Raw genomic sequence first — 17,529 nt, 5'->3', positions numbered from 1 at the left:
TAAAGAAAAGCAGGTGACTCTTTTTTGTTTACAAAAGCACAAGAACTTTTAGCATCTTACTTTGGTTATTCGTCATTCCGAAGAGGACAAGATGAAACAATTAAAAATGTATTAGAGGGGAAAGATACAGTTTGCATTATGCCTACGGGCGGCGGTAAGTCAATTTGTTATCAAATTCCCGCATTAGTATTCGAAGGAACAACGTTAGTTATTTCACCTTTGATTTCGCTTATGAAAGATCAGGTAGATACATTAGTACAGAATGGTATTTCCGCTACATATATTAATAGTTCTATTTCTATTACAGAAGCAAATCATAGAATACAATTAGCGAAACAAGGACATTACAAGTTACTTTATGTGGCGCCTGAGCGTCTTGATTCGATGGAGTTTGTTGACCAACTTATCGATATGAAAATCCCGATGATTGCAATTGATGAGGCGCACTGTATTTCGCAATGGGGACATGATTTCCGTCCGAGTTATTTACATATACATCGCATATTAGACTATCTTCCAGAAAAACCGCTCGTATTAGCATTAACAGCGACAGCAACACCACAAGTACGTGATGATATTTGTAACACGCTTGGAATTAATCAAGAAAATACGATAATGACTACGTTTGAGCGTGAGAACTTATCGTTTTCTGTCATTAAAGGACAAGATCGGAATGCGTATTTAGCGGATTACATTCGTCAAAATCAAAAGGAATCCGGGATTATATATGCAGCTACAAGAAAAGTAGTTGATCAGTTGTATGAGGATTTAATGAAAGCGGGAGTTTCGGTATCAAAATACCATGCTGGTATGAGCGATTCCGATCGAAATGAACAACAAGAACTCTTTTTACGAGATGAAGTAAGTGTAATGATTGCAACATCTGCATTTGGCATGGGTATTGATAAATCGAATATTCGTTACGTTATTCATTATCAACTGCCAAAAAATATGGAAAGTTACTATCAAGAAGCTGGTCGTGCTGGTCGTGACGGATTAGATAGTGAATGTATATTGTTATATTCTTCTCAAGATGTACAAGTACAACGTTTTTTAATTGATCAATCAACTGGAGAATCTCGTTTTTCAAATGAACTTGAAAAATTGCAAAATATGACCGATTACTGTCATACAGAGCAATGTTTACAATCATTTATTTTGCAATACTTTGGAGAAGAGCCGAAGGAAGATTGTGGCCGCTGCGGTAATTGTACTGACGACCGTGAAAGTATCGATGTGACGAGAGAATCACAAATGGTTTTATCATGTATGATTAGAACGAATCAGCGATTTGGAAAACAAATGATTGCACAGGTGTTAACTGGATCGAAAAATAAAAAAGTTATTGAATTTAATTTTCATACTTTGCCAACGTATGGTCTTTTATCAAACCGTAGCGTGAAAGAGGTTAGTGAGTTTATTGAGTTTTTAATTTCAGAAGAGTTAATCGCAGTTGAGCACGGTACATACCCGACATTAAAAGTAACGGAAAGAGGGAAAGAAGTATTACTTGGTAAAGAGAATGTTTTACGTAAAGAACGAGTAGAAACGCGACAAATCGTTCAAGATCATCCTTTATTTGAAGTACTTCGAGACGTACGTAAAGAAATTGCACAAGGAGAAGGTGTACCTCCGTTTGTTATTTTCTCTGACCAAACATTAAAAGATATGTGTGCAAAAATGCCGCGAAATGATTCCGAACTTCTAACTGTAAAAGGAATTGGAGAACACAAACTCGTGAAGTACGGTTCTCACTTCTTACAAGCTGTTCAGCACTTTATTGAGGAAAACCCAAACTATGCTGAAACAATTAAGACAGAAGTTATTTCAGAGCGTAAAAAATCAGGAAAGGCGTCAGCAAATTCTCATTTAGAAACGTATGAAATGTATAAGCAAGGCATTGATTTAAGTGAGATTACGAAAGAACGAGGTCTATCAAGGCAAACAATCGAAAACCATTTAATTCGTTGCTATGAAGATGGTATGAAAGTGGATTGGCAAAGCTTTGTTCCAGCAGAATATGAATCTCTAATTGAAACCGCCGTACAAAATGCAGAAGGCGGTCTGAAATCTATTAAAGAACAGCTTCCAAATGAAGTGAGTTACTTTATGATTCGTGCTTATTTACAAATAAGAAAGTAGAGACATATAAAGGGGATTGGGATTTATGTATTATGTTTTCGTGTATGGCACGTTAAGAAGAGGACAAACGAATGCCCATTATATGCAAGGTGCAACATGCATCGCAGACGGAGCATGGACGTATGGGAAATTATTTAATACAAATGAAGGATATCCGGCAATGATTTGCTCAAATGAAGAAAAGGTATATGGGGAAGTTTATGAAGTAAATGATGATGTTTTGCAACAATTAGATGAGCTCGAAGAATATACAGGTAATGCAGAGACTGATTTATACGACAGAATCACGCAAACAGTGTATGCTGCTGATAGGGAAATACAAGCCTATGTGTATATTGCTCAGGATAAAAAGATGTTAAAGAAAGTTATTAATTCTGGGGATTGGGTTGTATATCAAAAGTAAAATAAAAGTAGCTATGAAAAATCGGAAAGCAGATAATGGAATAATTCATTATCTGCTTTTTATTATGTGTTCAATTGAACTTCTCAAATTAATAAAGATTAGATTTCGCTTGAACATTCTGTTTATTTTGACGGTATAGGTAATAATTAAGGGTGATCTTTTATGGGTATCAGAAACTTAGTTTCTCACCTGTAGTAGAAAAAACTATTGCAGGAGGCGAATAATAATAAATGAATTTAATGTGAAGGAATTTTACAAAAAACAATTTGAACCGTCGAATTATGATATAAATAAGGAAAGCTGGCTAGAGCAAGTTGCTAAAGATGGACAGGAACAAGTTGGTCACTCATTTCCAACGATGTTCGAACTTGGTGCTGGAAATGGTGGATTTGCGCAAGAGCAATGTCAAGGTTAAATGTAACAATGACAACTGTGGAGCTTGTATCTGAATTAGTTGAATTTGCAAAGAAGCATTCTGTGAGTTTTATTCACATATTAGTTAAATGAGCCAGATCATTTAACTAATCATTCCAAAGTATTAAGTGACATATATCATTGCAATTTTCTAGAAACTAATTCTATTTCATCAGAAATTGATAAATTTATATTAAAAACGCCATCCTTTTTTGTATATTTCTATAAAATGAATGGCGTTTTTCGTTATGTGGATACAAGTTACTATTATCTTGATAATGGTAATGGAACGAGAATTTATTATGTTTAATCAATAATAAAAAGATAAAATTGACAAAATATATACCGGTGTTATAATGTTACTTTGTTATAAAGGTAACAAAGTAACATTATATGGTGAGGGTGTGTAATTATGAAACAAAATACTGAACAAATAAATGAAAAAAATACAAAAATTAAAGTTGAACGTGTGCAAACTGGAATTAGGATGGAAAAAAGAATGGTAAAAGTTTTGAAAGCGATGGCAGAATATCATGATATTTCACTAGGTGTTCTTCTTGAAAGAATCGTTCTACATTCATTTGAAAATAAACCTGTGTTTAGCGATGAAAGTCTTGAAAAAGTTAAAGCTATAAAAGAAGTTTACGACATGGATTATGGCCTTGAAATAAGTCGTCAGTGGAATGATTCGGATAACTAGAATGATTATTTTCAAATACAGTACCATCTAGGTTTTTTGTAAGCAATCTATGAAGTGAAGAAAATAAAGAGAGAGAAAATTTTGTTTTAAGGATACTTCAAAACTTAGATAAATAGGTGTGTTTTTTGTATATTACTTCATTTCAGAAAATTCTCGATCGAACTATTGACTTTACGAATGGATTTTTAATACAATTGTATCTCGACTGAAAAATTAGAACGGACAGGAGGGAATCATCAAATGAATAACATTTTTGACAAAGAGTTACAAAGAATGAAAGATACATTAAGTACGATGGATGATCAATTAGAGCAGCTTGAAAAAATCCCAGTTTATTATGGAGAAGATTTTAAAGAGCAAATTCTTGAAAGTATGAGGGAGTCTAATAGACAAAACTTACGTATCGGTGTGCAAGAGCCGTACTTTGGAAGACTAGACTTTCAAGAGGATGGAAAAGAAGAAGTTATGCCGATTTACATTGGTAAAGTAGGTGTTTCAGATAAGGACACGATGAAACCAATTGTTATAGATTGGCGAGCGCCTGTCGCAAGTATGTTTTATTCATTTACCGGTGGTGAAGAATTAGCATTTTATCAATCACCAGATGGGTTAGTCGAAGGTGATGTTTATTTAAAACGAAACATTTCCATTCGAAAAAGAGAACTTGAACGTGTTGTTGATACATATGTGAAAGGAAATGAAGATGTATCGCATGCCGATGATTTTCTTCTATATCGATTAGGGGAGAATAAAGATAATAAACTAAAGGATATTGTTTCAACGATTCAATCGGAACAAAATGATATTATTCGAGCGGAAAGAAATTTACCATTACTTATTCAAGGGGTTGCAGGGAGCGGAAAGACAACGATCGCTTTACATCGCCTTGCTTTTTTAATTTATGAATACCGTGAACAGTTAGAAGCAGAAAGAATGATCGTATTTGCTCCGAATAGCTTGTTTTTAGACTATATTTCGAGTGTGCTTCCGGAGCTAGGTGTAGGGAATATTAGTCAAACAACGTTTCCGGATTGGGTATTGCGCACGTTAGATGATTCGGTGAAACTAAAGCAGACAGAAGAAAAATTGAAAGAAGCATTTTCAATGAATCGTGATGAAAACAAGGTAATGCTCGGGAAATTAAAGGGTACGTTGGAATTTAAGTCGTTTATTGAAGAGAGAATGCTTCAATTCGAAAAAGATTTAGTGCCGACAAAAGATTTTGAGGCGTGGGATAAAGCAATTATTTCGGTAGAAGACATTAAAAAGTGGATGCAAGTTGAATATAAACATTATCCATTAAAGAAAAGAAGAGAACGATTAGTCGGCCGTATGAAGCGCTGGATTGAAATTGAACTTAAAAAGTTCGGGGAAACAAACGAGAAAAAACTACTCAAAAAAGAAGCAACTAAGAGATTGAACGCATATATGAAGTTTTGGCCAAAAATGAGCGCTCTTTCACTATATAGTTCAATATTAAAAAGTAAAGAAATACTCGAAGTATTACCTGAAGAACTTGTTCAAGAAACAGAAAAGAATTGCCGTAAAAAAGAAGTGTATGTAGAAGATTTACCAGCTTTAATATATATACATCATCGCATAACAGGTATTGAAATCGGGCAGAAGTTTCATCATGTCGTTATTGATGAAGCGCAAGACTTTTCACCTTTTCAAGTATATGTATTAAAAGAAATTACACTAGGTAATTCTTTCACTATATTAGGTGATTTATCTCAAGCAATTTATGATTACCAAGGAATTGAAGACTGGAATGCTTTTAAGGAAGTGTTCCAAGAAACAGGTTATTTTGAATTGACAAGAAGTTATCGTTCCACAAAAGAAATTATTGAATTCGCAAATGAAATAATTAAAAATGCAGAAATACCAGTGGGGCTTGCAACACCAGTTTTCCGTAGCGGTGAAGACGTAAAAGTGATTCATACAGAAGACCAATTCACTGAAATTGTGAAAACATTAAAACATCTACAAAATGAAGATGTGAAAACAATTGCGGTAATAGGAAGAACAGATGATGAGTGCCGCGATATGTATGAGAAATTAGCAAATGCAGGATTAACTGTAAACGTCATTGAAGCAGATCAAAGCAAATATGAAGGCGGTATTTCAGTGGTACCTGTATATTTAGCGAAGGGTTTAGAATTTGACGCTGTAATTCTAATGGATGTTGATGAAGAACATTATAAAAATACAAAACATGATGCGAAGTTATTGTATGTCGCATGTACGAGATCGCTTCATGATTTATGGGTTTTCCATGGTGGGCAAGCATCTCCGTTAATTAAAAGATAAAAATAAATAAAAAATGCAAGAGGCTTTTCTAGTAATGAACAGAAAACCTCTTGTTTTTCTGTATAAAGATACGTGGGGAGAAGATAGGAATGATTATAAAAATAATAACAAAAAGAAATTGGGATATCGCAAAAACAACTGGAGAAATTAATGAAGCGTCACTTATAGAAGAGGGATTTATTCATTGTTCATTATTAGACCAAGCTTTAAAGGTTGCTCAGAAACATTTCAGTCACGAAGAAGAGGTTTTATTACTTACAATTAATCCATCCCTGGTAAAAGCAGAAATAAAATATGAACTTGCTTCAAACGGTCAAGAATACCCGCATGTATATGGAGTAATCAATGTTGAGTCGATTGTGGAGGTTATCCCATTTCCTAAAGAAAAAGAAGAGTTTATATTACCAGAGGTACAAAGTTAAGAGTGTTATAGATATATAAGTTAGCTAAAAAAGCACAAATCATATAGTTTGTGCTTTTTATTATCTATTTTTTGGTGAAAAAATCAATAATTTTGTCACACTAATACTGTACGATACATAGTATAAAACACATACTGTATGACATATAGTAATAAAAATGAGGTGGGTGAATGGATACTTTATTAAATTCATTAATTACTGAGTTAAGAAGAGGGACATTGACATTAGCGGTTTTAAGCCAATTAAGAACGCCGCAGTATGGATATTCACTTGTCCAATTATTGGAGCAATCAGGGATTACAATTGATCAAAGCACCTTATATCCACTACTTCGTCGATTAGAAAAGCAGGAGCTAGTGACGAGTAGTTGGGATAAAACGGAGAGTAGACCTCGTAAGTATTATGTTTTAAGTGGATATGGACTAGAGATATTTTTACAATTGAAAAAGGAGTGGATAAAGGATTCGAAAGAACTTTATAACCTATTAAAGGAGGAGGACGAGAATGAGTTTGATTGATATGTACGTCCAAGAAGTTGCGAAGAGATTACCTGAAAAAAATCGTGAAGATATTACGCTTGAGCTACGGTCAACAATAGAGGATATGTTACCAGACGATTATAATGAGGATGATGTGAAGAGCGTACTCGAAAAATTGGGGAGTCCGGTTTCATTGGCTAATGGGTATTTGGATAGACCGATGCATTTAATTGGACCACGTTATTTTGATGTATATACGACGTTATTAAAAATGATTATACCAATTGCAGCTGTTATCGCACTCATTGCAATGGTTGCAGAAAATTTTATAGGCTATACTGGTGATCAAGCAGTATTAGATGTTATTTTAAAATTGATAGGTAAAGGCATTGGGGAAATTGTCGAAGTAGGCCTCCATGTATTTTTCTGGTTGACACTTGTATTTGCTATTTTAGAAAGAACAGATAAAGACAAAGGTACCCAACCGTTGACGACAAGGTTAAAAAAATGGACTCCTGATGATTTGAAAAATATTTCGTATGTTCCAAAGAAAAAGGCGATCTCGAAGTTTGAAGTTTTTGGAGGTTTAATGTGGACAGCAATATGGGCTACACTTTATTTTTATGCGAATCATCTTGTAGGCGTATATAATGGTACGGAAAACGGACTGAAGTTTATCGCGCCAACGTTTAATCAAGATGTTTTACTTCAATATTGGCCAATTATTTTGCTTATGATCGTTTTCGAAGTAGTTATATCTCTTTATAAGTTAGTACAAGGACAATGGACGAAAAGATTGGCAATCGGAAATGCTATTCTTCAAGTAGCCGGAACAATAGTATTCATTGTAATTGTAGTAAATCCGCATTTATTTAACGAAGGATTTATTACGTATATGGCAAATGTGTTTACTATTTCCCCAGAGGGGTTTAAAACGTGGTTTGTTGGCGGTGGAATTATCTTTTATACGTTGTCCGCTGCGTTTAATATATTTGATGGTTTCCGAAAAGCTAGTATTCGTATGTGGAAATAAAACAGAAATTTCGGTAAAATAAAATTGTTAAAAAAATAGTGAAAGAAGATTAACATTATGAAAGGAAGAAAACAATGATAAGGGAAGCAACTAAAAGAGATGTAGCATATATTTTAGACATTTATAATGATGCAATACTTTATACAACAGCTGTATATGCGTATAAACCTGTAACCCTTGAAAATAGAATAGATTGGTTTGAACAAAAAAAGGCTGATGGCTATCCAATTTTCGTATACGAACTAGATAATAAAGTAGTAGGATTTGCGACATTCGGCCCATTTAGAGCGTGGCCTGCCTACAAATATTCAATTGAACATTCTGTGTATGTTGATAAGGAATATAGAAAAAACGGTATTGGGTCCTCTTTGATGGAAGAATTAATCGCAATTGCAAAAGAAAGAGAATATATGACCTTAATTGCTGGAATTGATGCGGAAAACGAGAAAAGTATTGCCTTGCATCAAAATTATGGATTTGTTCATGCCGGAACAATAAAAAAAGCTGGTTATAAGTTTAATAGATGGCTGGATTTAGCTTTTTATCAATTGGAACTTAATGGTCCTGGAAATCCTATAGAAGAATAGCAGTTTTTCGTGAAAATTTATGTTTTTTAGGTAGCAAGGAGTAATTCATGCTACCTTTTTCTTATTGTCATAACAAATATAATTTGCCAAAAAAGGTTTTTTATATTCTATATTGAATTATTAGAAGGTGATATAACGATGTGAAAAGAGGAATGGAAACTGTCATTCAAAAAATGAAAGAGATACAAGTTGGTCATGTAGGAGTAGCTATTTATTCTACAAAAAACGAACGTATAGTTGCTTCATATAATAGTGAATTATATATTCCATTAGCATCGGCAGCAAAAGTAGTAATTGGATTTGTAGCAGCACAAATGGTGAAGGAAAATAAACTTAATTGGAATGATATACTTCATCACATTAAATTTAATCCGGATGAAGATAGTGCACAGTTATATCCACACCTACAAGGAAGAAGTACTTTAACACTTAGTAAAGCAGTAGAAGTGATGATAGCTTGTCACGACAGTTATATCGCTCACTCGGTTGTAAAGCACTGCGGTGGATGGGATGCTGTGAAAATAAATGCCCAAACGTACTTTTCAAAAATTTATATACAAGAGAATGCTAGAGATGAGAAAAATGTTGGAGAATTAAATCAAGTTCTTTCGCTTTTAGTACATATTTTTCAAGGCTATAAATTAGAACCAGCAGTATGGGAACCAATTATTAATGGAATGGTTAGACAACAAGGTGTTTATGAAAGTATACCGTATTATCATTTAGCTCATATGACAGGTGGATTGCCCACAGCTACAATAAATATTGGTATAATGGGAATGTTTAATGAATTTCCGTTTCTTTATGTTATTGGGGGTAAAGATTTACCTGATCGATTTCATAATAAAGAGGTTGATGAAACCGTTACAACAGCTTTTAAATACATATACAAAGCATATAGTGAAAGCATGCTAGGAGTGAGCGATTGAAAAGAAACTTAAGGACTTCAACAATCATCATTTTAATTTTTACGATTATTGCTCTTGAAGTTGGAATCGCACTATACGATCACAATTTGTCAATAGATACAATTTACTTTGCAGCGATTCTTATTTGTATTGTATTGCTTTTTGGCACTCGTGTTTCTGAAGAGAAAGAAAGTACATCGAAACAGAGACGAAGAAAAACGGCTCTTATATTTTGGCCATCTATTTTATTATTAATCGCTAGTTTTGCAGTTATAAGTTATGTAAGAACAGGCGATGTCTCTATACCAGGGATAATTGGATTTTCATGCTTTGTTACATATGGCGGGTTTATATTCATTAGTCTTTTAAAGAGAAGAAATAAAAATTAAATGTAGTTTACGAACTTGAAAGGAAGAAATATATATGAAACGTATAGAGAACGGTACTCGCACTGAAGGAGAATACGTTAAAAATAAAGTAATTCAATATAATATGTCCATCTTAAAAGATGAAGTAAAACAGCCGATGGAACAAGTAAATTTCGTAGTGAAAGACGAGGATGGAAAAATCTTTGGCGGAGTGACAGGAACGATGTATTTTTATCATCTTCATATTGACTTTTTATGGGTTGACGAATCGGTGCGTCATGATGGTTATGGAAGTCAATTGTTACATAAAATCGAAGAAATTGCGAAGGAAAAAGGGTGTAGGTTAATATTGCTAGATTCATTTAGTTTCCAAGCACCAGAATTTTATAAAAAGCACGGATATCGAGAATATGGTGTTGTTGAAGATCACCCTAAAGGGCATAGTCAACATTTTTTAGAAAAGAGATTATAATAATATTATGTAGACTAAATGACGGGAGTAATAAAATGTACACGTATAAATTTCAACATGAATAACCAATCTGTGCAGGAAAAATAAAGAAGTTATACGATTCTGTCGGTTGGTGGCCAGAAAGAAAAGAAGTCGATATTGAAAAAATGTTAAATAATAGTATAGCAATTGGAGTATGGGCAGAAAACAAATTAATTGGATTTGCTAGAGTCGTTTCTGACGGTGTTTTTCGCGCGTACATAGAAGATGTTGTCGTACATGAGAGTGTAAGAAATACAGGTATTGGAGAGAATATGCTTACAATGTTACTTCGAGAAATAGCTCATATTGATATTGTTAGTCTATTTTGCGGAGAAAAACTCATAAAGTTTTATGGTGAACAGCAATTTAAAGCGACGAAGCAAATTGTGATGCATCGCAATCAAATAGTGAAAGAATAAGAGGTGGCATTTAAAATGAATGCAACGAGAGCATATTGTTTATCAAAAAGAAAAGCGACAGAAGATTCTCCAGATGGCTGGAGTGCAACATGTATGAGACTTAATAATAAAATATTTGCAATTGTAAACCATGAAGAAGGTGAAAAAGCTGCGATTACATTAAAATGTGATCCAGAGCTCGCTTTACGAATAAGAGAAGATTACCCAGAAACAATAATTCCAGGGTATCATATGAATAAAAAACATTGGAATACAGTGTATATACATAAGGGAGTAGAACAGGAGCAAATTAATAAAATGATCGATTGGTCGTATGATTTAGTACTACAATCATTTTCAAAGAAAAAGCAGCAAGAGTTAATGGATTAATATGTATTAGGAGTGGATGTAATGAAAGAATCGATCAAAGATACGTATGATAAATTAGCAAGTACATATAAAAAGAATCTAGATTTGGCAAATCCATATAATAGTTATTATGAAAGACCTGCGATGATGGAGATTATTCCAAAGGAACTTGAAGGGAAGAGAATACTAGATGCTGGATGTGCAGCTGGATGGTATACTTCTCAATTCGTAGGAAGAGGAGCAAACGTTACTGCAATTGATATAAGTTCTGAAATGGTAAAAGCAGCAAAGGAAAGCATAGGTGATAAAGCAATATTTCTTTGTCATGATCTGCAAGAAACATTGCCATTTGAAGATAATACATATGATGTTATTGTAAGTTCGTTAACCCTTCATTACCTAGAAAATTGGAATCAAGTATTTCAAGAATTTCGTCGTGTATTGAAGCCAGGTGGAGAACTTATATATTCTATTCATCATCCTTTTATGGATTTCACAAAGTTCACATGTGAAAATTATTTTGAAAAACAGTTATTAGTAGATACTTGGGTTAAACCAAACATTACAATTGAAGTTAAGTTTTTCAGAAGGTCACTTCAAGACATAATAAATGAAACTACAAATTATTTTATATTAGAAAAGGTAGTGGAACCGAAGGCCGTTGAAAAAATGAGAGAAGTAAACGAAAAATCTTACCACTATTTAAATACAAATCCACATTTTCTTATTATTAAAGCAACTAATAAATAGCTAGTAAAATGACTATATTTTACTAGCTATTTGCAGTTTTACATTATATATTAGGAGATTTTGAAATGAATACGAAACGAAATAGATTATTATATGCAGTGTTTACTATAGTTGTTATTATTTTAGGTCTTAGTTCAAGAAAATTTGCTTTTGCGTTACCTAATTTATTAAATGATTACTTAGGTGATGCTTTATGGGCATTAATGATTTTTACTGGATTCGGATTTTTGTTTCCTAAAATAGAAACGAAGAAATTAGCTTGTATTAGTTTGCTATTTTGCTACGGGATTGAAATTAGCCAATTGTACCATGTACCTTGGATTGATAGTATTCGTGCAACGACTTTAGGTGGACTCGTATTAGGTTACGGTTTTTTGTGGAGTGATTTAGTTGCTTATACAATTGGTGTGGGGATAGGAATACTGTTTGAGTTTATGTTACGTAAGAAGTAAGAATTTTTAAAGGGGGTATTTGTATATGGAGGATGCATTAATTGCACAGTTTTGGTTTCAAAATGAACATGTGACAGCTACGGTCATTCAATTGAAAGTCACGAAGGTTACTTGTAATAATAAAGCGTATATTTTAAAGGAAAAAGGCTCAATAAAGCAGCTTCTAAATGAATTAAATATATTAGAACAGCTTGATGAAAAAGGGATTAAAGTGCAAAGAGTAATAAAAACGAGAAATAATGAAAGGTATGTATTGTATAAAGAAAAATATTATTGTTTGTACGAATATATTTCAGGTAACGTTATTGAAATAAAGGATACCGACAAGCTGAATAGACTAGCAAGCACTATTGGAGAAGCAATATCTAATCTACATCAAACTCTTAATTTGGTGGATAATTCCAACGAGTTAATTGAAAGAGATCTGTATAAAGTGGTATACGAGTGGGCTATGCCGATTTTAGAAAAGAAAAAGCATGTTCATCGGGATGTAATTCAAAAAATGGATCAAATACATACAGTTTTCAAAGAAACGGTTCAAGTATTACCGAAACAAATTATTCATCGTGATATGCATTTATCGAATGTAATCTTTAAAGATGATGAATTGGAAGGATTTATAGATTTTGAGCTTTTAGAAAGCAATGTAAGAGTATTTGATTTATGCTATTGCTGTACGAGTATTTTAAGTGAGCTATATAGTGATGAAACTCTAAAAGGGAAATGGCTACATATCGTCAGCAAAGTCTTTGAAGGATATTATAAACAAAACATTTTAATGAGGGAAGAACTAAAATCCATTTGGTATGTTATGCTTTCAATTCAAGTTATCTTTATTACTTATTTTGTCCAGTTACCAGATTTATTAAAGCTAAATGAAGAGATGTTCTTCTGGATTTTTGCTAATAAGAAAGATATAGAAGAAGCTATAGAAGGTAACGTAAAGATATGAAAAAAATAATAATAATTGGTTCTGGTGGTTCAGGAAAATCAACATTAGCAAAACAGTTAGGAAATAAACTAAATATTAAGGTGCACCATCTTGATGCATTATTTTGGAAGCCGAATTGGGAAGGTGTTCCAAGAGAGGAACAAAGAACAGTTCAAAATAACTTAATTAAAAATGAGAATTGGATTATTGATGGGAATTACGGGGGGACAATGGATATAAGACTTAATGCAGCTGACACAATTATCTTCCTTGATATACATAGAACGATTTGCGTTTATCGTGTTTTTAAAAGAATTGTACAATTTCGAAATAAAACTAGACCGGACATAGGTGCTGGCTGCGAGGAAAGGTTCGACTTACAATTCTTCAAATGGATATGGGAGTATCCTAAGACGAAAAAACCTACAATTTTAAAAAGACTAGATCAATTAAGTAAAGATAAAAAAGTAATTATTTTAAAATCTCCACATGAAGTGCAACGATTTTTAAAAGAAATACGATAAGTATAAATAGCTAGATGAAAAGTTGGATTTTTGAAAAAGGTGTAAAATGGAGGGATAGTATTGAATAAATTCATTCGCTCGATTGATTCTTATATGGTGAAAATACCAGCTGGAGAGGTAGTATTAAGAGATGATCGTATAAAAAAAGAATGGAAAGTTCAAATTAAACCATTTCTTCTTGCAAAGTATGCTGTAACGATGGAAATATATTACGCTATTACGAATAGTACAGCGAATAATTATAAAGGAAATCATAAACCAGTTGTAAATATTTCATGGAACGATGTGATTGCTTTTTGTAATTTACTTTCAAAAAAAGCGGGATTAACAGAGTATTATTCTATTAGTGATGACGGCCAAAAGGTTAGTTGTAATTTAGGGTCCAACGGCTATCGATTACCATCTGAGGCAGAGTGGCAATACGCATGTAAAGCAGGTACGTCGGGATATACATATGGGGAACTTCATGATATAGCATGGTATAATGAAAATTCAAGTGGACAAATTCATGACGTCGGTAAAAAAGAACCGAATGCATGGGGACTTTATGATATGTTAGGGAACGTTTGGGAATGGTGCTATGATCTGTATGATGAAAAAGTGTACGGATCGTACCGAATTTTTCGTGGTGGCAGTTGGGCTGAAGCAGCTAGAGGTTGCGGGGCTACTTGTCGCCGTCGTAGCCACCCTACATTTCATATAGATGATCTTGGTTTTAGGCTTGCTAGGTCAATTTAATAAAAGATGATGCAGGTAACAAAGCACAGGGTACGGAGAGTAACCATACTCTTAACAATACAGAAATGATTTAACTTAAGGAGTGTGTTTATAATGGCGCGTGTTTTATTTATTAACGCTGGATCAGAAGGACATATAAATCCAACATTGCAAGTTGTAGAAGATCTGATTTCCCGAGGTGAAGAGGTCGTTTATTTTTCAATAGAAGCTTTCAGAGAGCGGATTGAGAAGACAGGTGCTACTGTACGAACGATTGATGATCAAAAATTTTTAAAAGCTTTTCTTTCCGGTGGACGAAATTACTTGCATGAAAGAATAAACGGTCTATTACATACAGCGGATGTTGTAATACCTAGTGTTCTAGAACAAATTGAAGGTGAACATTTTGATTACATCATTCACGATTCCATGTTTGGTTGTGGCCATTTCATTGCTCAAATTCTTAAGCTTCCAGCAATTAATTCATGTACATCTTTTGCACAGGATGAAAAATCATTTAAACAAATGTTAGACCATCTTTCGAGAAACATCCCAGTGGAAGTTCATGATAGTATACATAATGATTTTCAAAACTTAACAAAGGGAATTGCAGAAAAATATGGTGTTGAAATAAAATCACCATATGAAGTTTTTTGTAATCCAGCACCACTTACTATTGTGTATACAATTAAGGAGTTTCAACCTATTGAGGATACGTTCGATGAAACATTTAAATTTGTAGGACCATCAATCTCTTCACCAATAGGAAAAGATAGTTTTGATTTTAATTTAATTAAAGAGCAGAGCCTGATTTATATTTCGCTAGGTACTGTTTTTAATGAAGCAATTGATTTTTATAAACTTTGTTTTAAGGCATTTGAAAATAGTGAGCATACAATTGTGATGTCTATTGGGAGTAAAATGAAAATAAGTGATTTAGGGGATATTCCGAAAAACTGCATTGTGAAAAATTATGTACCACAAACTGAAATTCTTGCATATACGAAATTATTTATTACACACGGGGGAATGAACAGTACGCATGAAGGACTCTATAACGGGGTTCCACTCGTTGTAATTCCACAAAGTGCAGATCAGCCAGTAATCGCAAAACAAGTGGAGAATCTCGGGGCAGGAGTTAAGCTGCATATGAAAGAATTAAGCGAGGATCAATTACGTGAAAGTGTAGAGTTAGTATTACATAATCCGTCGTTTAAAGAATCTGCATTGAATATGAAGGAGTCTTTCCGAAAATCAGGTGGGTATAAGCAAGCAGTTGATGAAATTCTTACATTTATAAATCGTTAAAATTTCAAATATAAAAAGTGTCTATATAAGATATTATAGGTACTTTTGTGTTATATAAAGCGAGGAATTGATTATATATAAGTAGAAAGCAGCACCTATACCTTAAGGTGCTGCTTTCTACTTAAATTCGTTCAAGTAAATCTAACTCTTCTTCTACAAATGCCATTAATTCTTTAATAGTTTTACCAGAAAAATCGAAGCGAATGTCAGCTGTTTCATATACTTCTTTTATAGATTTTGAGCTACCTAGAGATAGAGCCTTTTTATAATTTTCTAGTGCTTGTTTAGGATTATCCTTATATTGTTTATACATTTGTAGTGCACCAAGTTGTGCGATTGCATATTCGATATAATAGAATGGTACTTCAAAAATATGAAGTACTGGTAGCCAACTCGTTGCTATCCAGTCTTCGTAACCATCAATATGTAATACGCTGGACTGATAAGTTTTTTGAAGTTGTAAATATTTATTATTTCTTTCCTCAGAAGTATGATTAGGATTCTCATATAGCCAGTGCTGGAACTGATCTACGATAAGCATGCCTGGTAAATATGAAATAACATCCTTAAAGTAGTTGATTTTTGCTTGTTTTAAATCTTTTTTGTCTGTATAGAAAGTATCCCAGTAGTCAATTGAGAATAATTCCATTGTCATACTAGCTAGTTCAGCCGTTTCAGCGGGAATTTCTACATACTGGTGCAATTTTAATGGTTTTATGAGCTTGTTATGAATGCTATGACCCATTTCATGTATGAAAGTGATAATATCATCTTGTGTATAGTTAAGGTTCATAAAAATAAAGGATAATTGAGAAGCAGGTAAATATTCACAAAAACCGCCAGCTGCTTTTCCTTTGCGGCTTCCTAAATCTAAGCAATCATGTTCATGCATTCGTTTTAATAGTGCTGAAAATTCAACATCTAGTTTATTGAAGATGTGAGTGCTCTTTTCAATTAACTCTTTTTCATTTGCAATAGGCTTAAGTACTTTTTGATTAGGTGCTACTGCGGTTACATCCCATGGACGAAGCGTATCCACTTGCAGTTTCTCTTTTTTCTCTTGTAATATTTTATCTTTAAGTGGCACAACGTACTTGCGTATTGACTCAGCCAGTTCATAGCAATCTGCTGCTGTATAATCAAAACGCTCGTATTTTTTGAACATATAATCACGATAATTCTCTACTTGAATGTTTTTTGCCTTTTGATGGCGAATTTTAATTAATTTATTTAAGATGCTTTGGAGTTCTTTTTCAACAGATAAAAACTGTTCAGAAATAATTGTTTTTGCCTTTTTACGGATGTCACGATTCGAATCTTGTAAATAGGATTTTAATTCTGTTATCGTTTTTTCTTCATTATCCCAAGTTCCACTTAAACTTCCTGTAATTTCAAAGTACTCTGTGACTAATTTATCTTCTTTAATTTCTAATTCAATGTTTTCCTCACAAAATAAAGTTTGAGCATTTTTAATTTTTGTATCCAATAAACTATAGTCTTTAGAATCTAATTCCATTCGAAAAGGCGATTCTAAATATACGTTATTAAATAAATTTTGATAACGTTTTAAAAGGGGTTTTACAAATTGCTGATCATGTTCAAAAGTATTTTTTATTTCTTTATTATCTGTATTGCATTGAAAGGCGATATAGTGTGATCGTAATTGTTCTTCGATTTCCCAAGTTAATGTAGATTGCTCTTTTAACCAATTTTCAAGGTCTTGTTTTGAAGAAATCACTTTATTTAATAAAGTAGAAAGAGCTTTTTCTAATTCTAGTACGTTACTAATATCAATCGTATTTAAGCGCTGCATTATATATC

20 protein-coding genes and 1 pseudogene are annotated in these 17,529 nt (G+C 33.1%); 20 read left to right on the top strand and 1 reads right to left on the bottom strand.

What is annotated here, in order from left to right; genetic code table 11:
• Window positions 1-24 precede the first annotated feature (24 nt).
• The 20 genes and pseudogenes from recQ (at window position 25) to ACQKNR_RS07535 (ending at window position 15,708) form a co-directional block, all read left to right on the top strand.
• Complete coding sequence (gene recQ / locus ACQKNR_RS07630) at window positions 25-2,142, top strand: DNA helicase RecQ (protein WP_427316653.1); 2,118 nt, start codon at window positions 25-27, stop codon at window positions 2,140-2,142.
• A gap of 25 nt (window positions 2,143-2,167) precedes the next feature.
• Window positions 2,168-2,545, top strand: coding sequence for a gamma-glutamylcyclotransferase family protein (locus ACQKNR_RS07625; RefSeq protein ID WP_427316651.1), 378 nt, complete (start codon window positions 2,168-2,170; stop codon window positions 2,543-2,545).
• A 226-nt stretch (window positions 2,546-2,771) separates the two neighbouring features.
• Window positions 2,772-3,040, top strand: a pseudogene (locus tag ACQKNR_RS07620) (class I SAM-dependent methyltransferase); the annotation flags it as partial.
• Between the two features lie 331 nt (window positions 3,041-3,371).
• The gene (locus tag ACQKNR_RS07615) at window positions 3,372-3,659 is read left to right on the top strand and encodes a hypothetical protein (protein ID WP_427316649.1); all 288 of its coding nucleotides are present in this window, start codon (window positions 3,372-3,374) and stop codon (window positions 3,657-3,659) included.
• 240 nt (window positions 3,660-3,899) lie between these two features.
• Window positions 3,900-5,969 (top strand): HelD family protein, encoded by a 2,070-nt coding sequence (locus tag ACQKNR_RS07610; protein ID WP_427316647.1) that lies wholly within the window; start codon window positions 3,900-3,902, stop codon window positions 5,967-5,969.
• Window positions 5,970-6,058: 89 nt separating this feature from the next.
• The gene (locus ACQKNR_RS07605) at window positions 6,059-6,391 is read left to right on the top strand and encodes a DUF952 domain-containing protein (RefSeq protein WP_427316645.1); all 333 of its coding nucleotides are present in this window, start codon (window positions 6,059-6,061) and stop codon (window positions 6,389-6,391) included.
• A 170-nt stretch (window positions 6,392-6,561) separates the two neighbouring features.
• Window positions 6,562-6,909, top strand: coding sequence for a PadR family transcriptional regulator (locus tag ACQKNR_RS07600; protein WP_427316643.1), 348 nt, complete (start codon window positions 6,562-6,564; stop codon window positions 6,907-6,909).
• Entirely contained in the window at window positions 6,896-7,903 is a 1,008-nt protein-coding gene (locus ACQKNR_RS07595; RefSeq protein ID WP_427316641.1) for an HAAS signaling domain-containing protein, read from the top strand. Before ACQKNR_RS07600 ends, ACQKNR_RS07595 begins: the two co-directional genes overlap by 14 nt.
• Before the next feature lie 74 nt (window positions 7,904-7,977).
• Window positions 7,978-8,490: an N-acetyltransferase family protein gene (locus tag ACQKNR_RS07590; protein ID WP_427316639.1), complete on the top strand. Its 513-nt coding sequence runs from the start codon at window positions 7,978-7,980 to the stop codon at window positions 8,488-8,490.
• A gap of 152 nt (window positions 8,491-8,642) precedes the next feature.
• Complete coding sequence (locus tag ACQKNR_RS07585) at window positions 8,643-9,419, top strand: serine hydrolase (RefSeq protein ID WP_427317015.1); 777 nt, start codon at window positions 8,643-8,645, stop codon at window positions 9,417-9,419.
• A complete protein-coding gene (locus ACQKNR_RS07580) occupies window positions 9,416-9,787 on the top strand; it encodes a hypothetical protein (RefSeq protein WP_427316637.1) in 372 nt (123 codons plus the stop codon). Before ACQKNR_RS07585 ends, ACQKNR_RS07580 begins: the two co-directional genes overlap by 4 nt.
• A gap of 34 nt (window positions 9,788-9,821) precedes the next feature.
• The gene (locus ACQKNR_RS07575) at window positions 9,822-10,238 is read left to right on the top strand and encodes a GNAT family N-acetyltransferase (RefSeq protein ID WP_427316635.1); all 417 of its coding nucleotides are present in this window, start codon (window positions 9,822-9,824) and stop codon (window positions 10,236-10,238) included.
• A 68-nt stretch (window positions 10,239-10,306) separates the two neighbouring features.
• Window positions 10,307-10,678, top strand: a complete 372-nt coding sequence (locus tag ACQKNR_RS07570) for a GNAT family N-acetyltransferase (RefSeq protein WP_427317013.1) — start codon at window positions 10,307-10,309, stop codon at window positions 10,676-10,678.
• A gap of 15 nt (window positions 10,679-10,693) precedes the next feature.
• Entirely contained in the window at window positions 10,694-11,047 is a 354-nt protein-coding gene (locus ACQKNR_RS07565) for an MmcQ/YjbR family DNA-binding protein (protein WP_427316633.1), read from the top strand.
• Between the two features lie 21 nt (window positions 11,048-11,068).
• Window positions 11,069-11,776, top strand: coding sequence for a class I SAM-dependent methyltransferase (locus tag ACQKNR_RS07560; protein WP_427316631.1), 708 nt, complete (start codon window positions 11,069-11,071; stop codon window positions 11,774-11,776).
• A 65-nt stretch (window positions 11,777-11,841) separates the two neighbouring features.
• Window positions 11,842-12,228: a DUF2809 domain-containing protein gene (locus tag ACQKNR_RS07555; protein WP_427316629.1), complete on the top strand. Its 387-nt coding sequence runs from the start codon at window positions 11,842-11,844 to the stop codon at window positions 12,226-12,228.
• A 25-nt stretch (window positions 12,229-12,253) separates the two neighbouring features.
• Window positions 12,254-13,180, top strand: coding sequence for a phosphotransferase enzyme family protein (locus ACQKNR_RS07550; RefSeq protein ID WP_427316627.1), 927 nt, complete (start codon window positions 12,254-12,256; stop codon window positions 13,178-13,180).
• Complete coding sequence (locus tag ACQKNR_RS07545; protein ID WP_427316625.1) at window positions 13,177-13,683, top strand: DNA topology modulation protein; 507 nt, start codon at window positions 13,177-13,179, stop codon at window positions 13,681-13,683. The genes ACQKNR_RS07550 and ACQKNR_RS07545 overlap by 4 nt, the downstream gene beginning before the upstream one ends.
• A 60-nt stretch (window positions 13,684-13,743) precedes the next feature.
• Window positions 13,744-14,421 (top strand): formylglycine-generating enzyme family protein, encoded by a 678-nt coding sequence (locus tag ACQKNR_RS07540; RefSeq protein ID WP_427316623.1) that lies wholly within the window; start codon window positions 13,744-13,746, stop codon window positions 14,419-14,421.
• A gap of 93 nt (window positions 14,422-14,514) precedes the next feature.
• Window positions 14,515-15,708 carry a macrolide family glycosyltransferase gene (locus ACQKNR_RS07535; RefSeq protein WP_427316621.1) on the top strand — a complete coding sequence of 398 codons (1,194 nt, stop codon included), beginning with the start codon at window positions 14,515-14,517 and terminating at the stop codon, window positions 15,706-15,708.
• A 121-nt stretch (window positions 15,709-15,829) separates the two neighbouring features.
• Here the strand turns inward: ACQKNR_RS07535 and ACQKNR_RS07530 are convergent, their stop codons facing one another.
• Window positions 15,830-17,521 (bottom strand): M3 family oligoendopeptidase, encoded by a 1,692-nt coding sequence (locus ACQKNR_RS07530; protein WP_427316619.1) that lies wholly within the window; start codon window positions 17,519-17,521, stop codon window positions 15,830-15,832.
• Window positions 17,522-17,529 lie beyond the last annotated feature (8 nt).

Source organism: Bacillus sp. NPDC094077, assembly GCF_050279465.1.
Classification (GTDB): domain Bacteria; phylum Bacillota; class Bacilli; order Bacillales; family Bacillaceae_G; genus Bacillus_A.
This window is presented reverse-complemented; position numbering and strand designations above follow the sequence as displayed.

Coding starts and splice junctions, on each gene's coding strand:
- ACQKNR_RS07535 (WP_427316621.1), top strand. CDS start 14,515: ATGGCGCGTGTTTTATTTATTAACGCTGGATCAGAAGGACATATAAAT.
- ACQKNR_RS07595 (WP_427316641.1), top strand. CDS start 6,896: ATGAGTTTGATTGATATGTACGTCCAAGAAGTTGCGAAGAGATTACCT.
- ACQKNR_RS07625 (WP_427316651.1), top strand. CDS start 2,168: ATGTATTATGTTTTCGTGTATGGCACGTTAAGAAGAGGACAAACGAAT.
- ACQKNR_RS07610 (WP_427316647.1), top strand. CDS start 3,900: ATGAATAACATTTTTGACAAAGAGTTACAAAGAATGAAAGATACATTA.
- ACQKNR_RS07600 (WP_427316643.1), top strand. CDS start 6,562: ATGGATACTTTATTAAATTCATTAATTACTGAGTTAAGAAGAGGGACA.
- ACQKNR_RS07545 (WP_427316625.1), top strand. CDS start 13,177: ATGAAAAAAATAATAATAATTGGTTCTGGTGGTTCAGGAAAATCAACA.
- ACQKNR_RS07530 (WP_427316619.1), bottom strand. CDS start 17,521: ATGCAGCGCTTAAATACGATTGATATTAGTAACGTACTAGAATTAGAA.
- ACQKNR_RS07560 (WP_427316631.1), top strand. CDS start 11,069: ATGAAAGAATCGATCAAAGATACGTATGATAAATTAGCAAGTACATAT.
- ACQKNR_RS07605 (WP_427316645.1), top strand. CDS start 6,059: ATGATTATAAAAATAATAACAAAAAGAAATTGGGATATCGCAAAAACA.
- ACQKNR_RS07575 (WP_427316635.1), top strand. CDS start 9,822: ATGAAACGTATAGAGAACGGTACTCGCACTGAAGGAGAATACGTTAAA.
- ACQKNR_RS07555 (WP_427316629.1), top strand. CDS start 11,842: ATGAATACGAAACGAAATAGATTATTATATGCAGTGTTTACTATAGTT.
- ACQKNR_RS07590 (WP_427316639.1), top strand. CDS start 7,978: ATGATAAGGGAAGCAACTAAAAGAGATGTAGCATATATTTTAGACATT.
- ACQKNR_RS07615 (WP_427316649.1), top strand. CDS start 3,372: ATGAAACAAAATACTGAACAAATAAATGAAAAAAATACAAAAATTAAA.
- ACQKNR_RS07585 (WP_427317015.1), top strand. CDS start 8,643: ATGGAAACTGTCATTCAAAAAATGAAAGAGATACAAGTTGGTCATGTA.
- ACQKNR_RS07550 (WP_427316627.1), top strand. CDS start 12,254: ATGGAGGATGCATTAATTGCACAGTTTTGGTTTCAAAATGAACATGTG.
- ACQKNR_RS07565 (WP_427316633.1), top strand. CDS start 10,694: ATGAATGCAACGAGAGCATATTGTTTATCAAAAAGAAAAGCGACAGAA.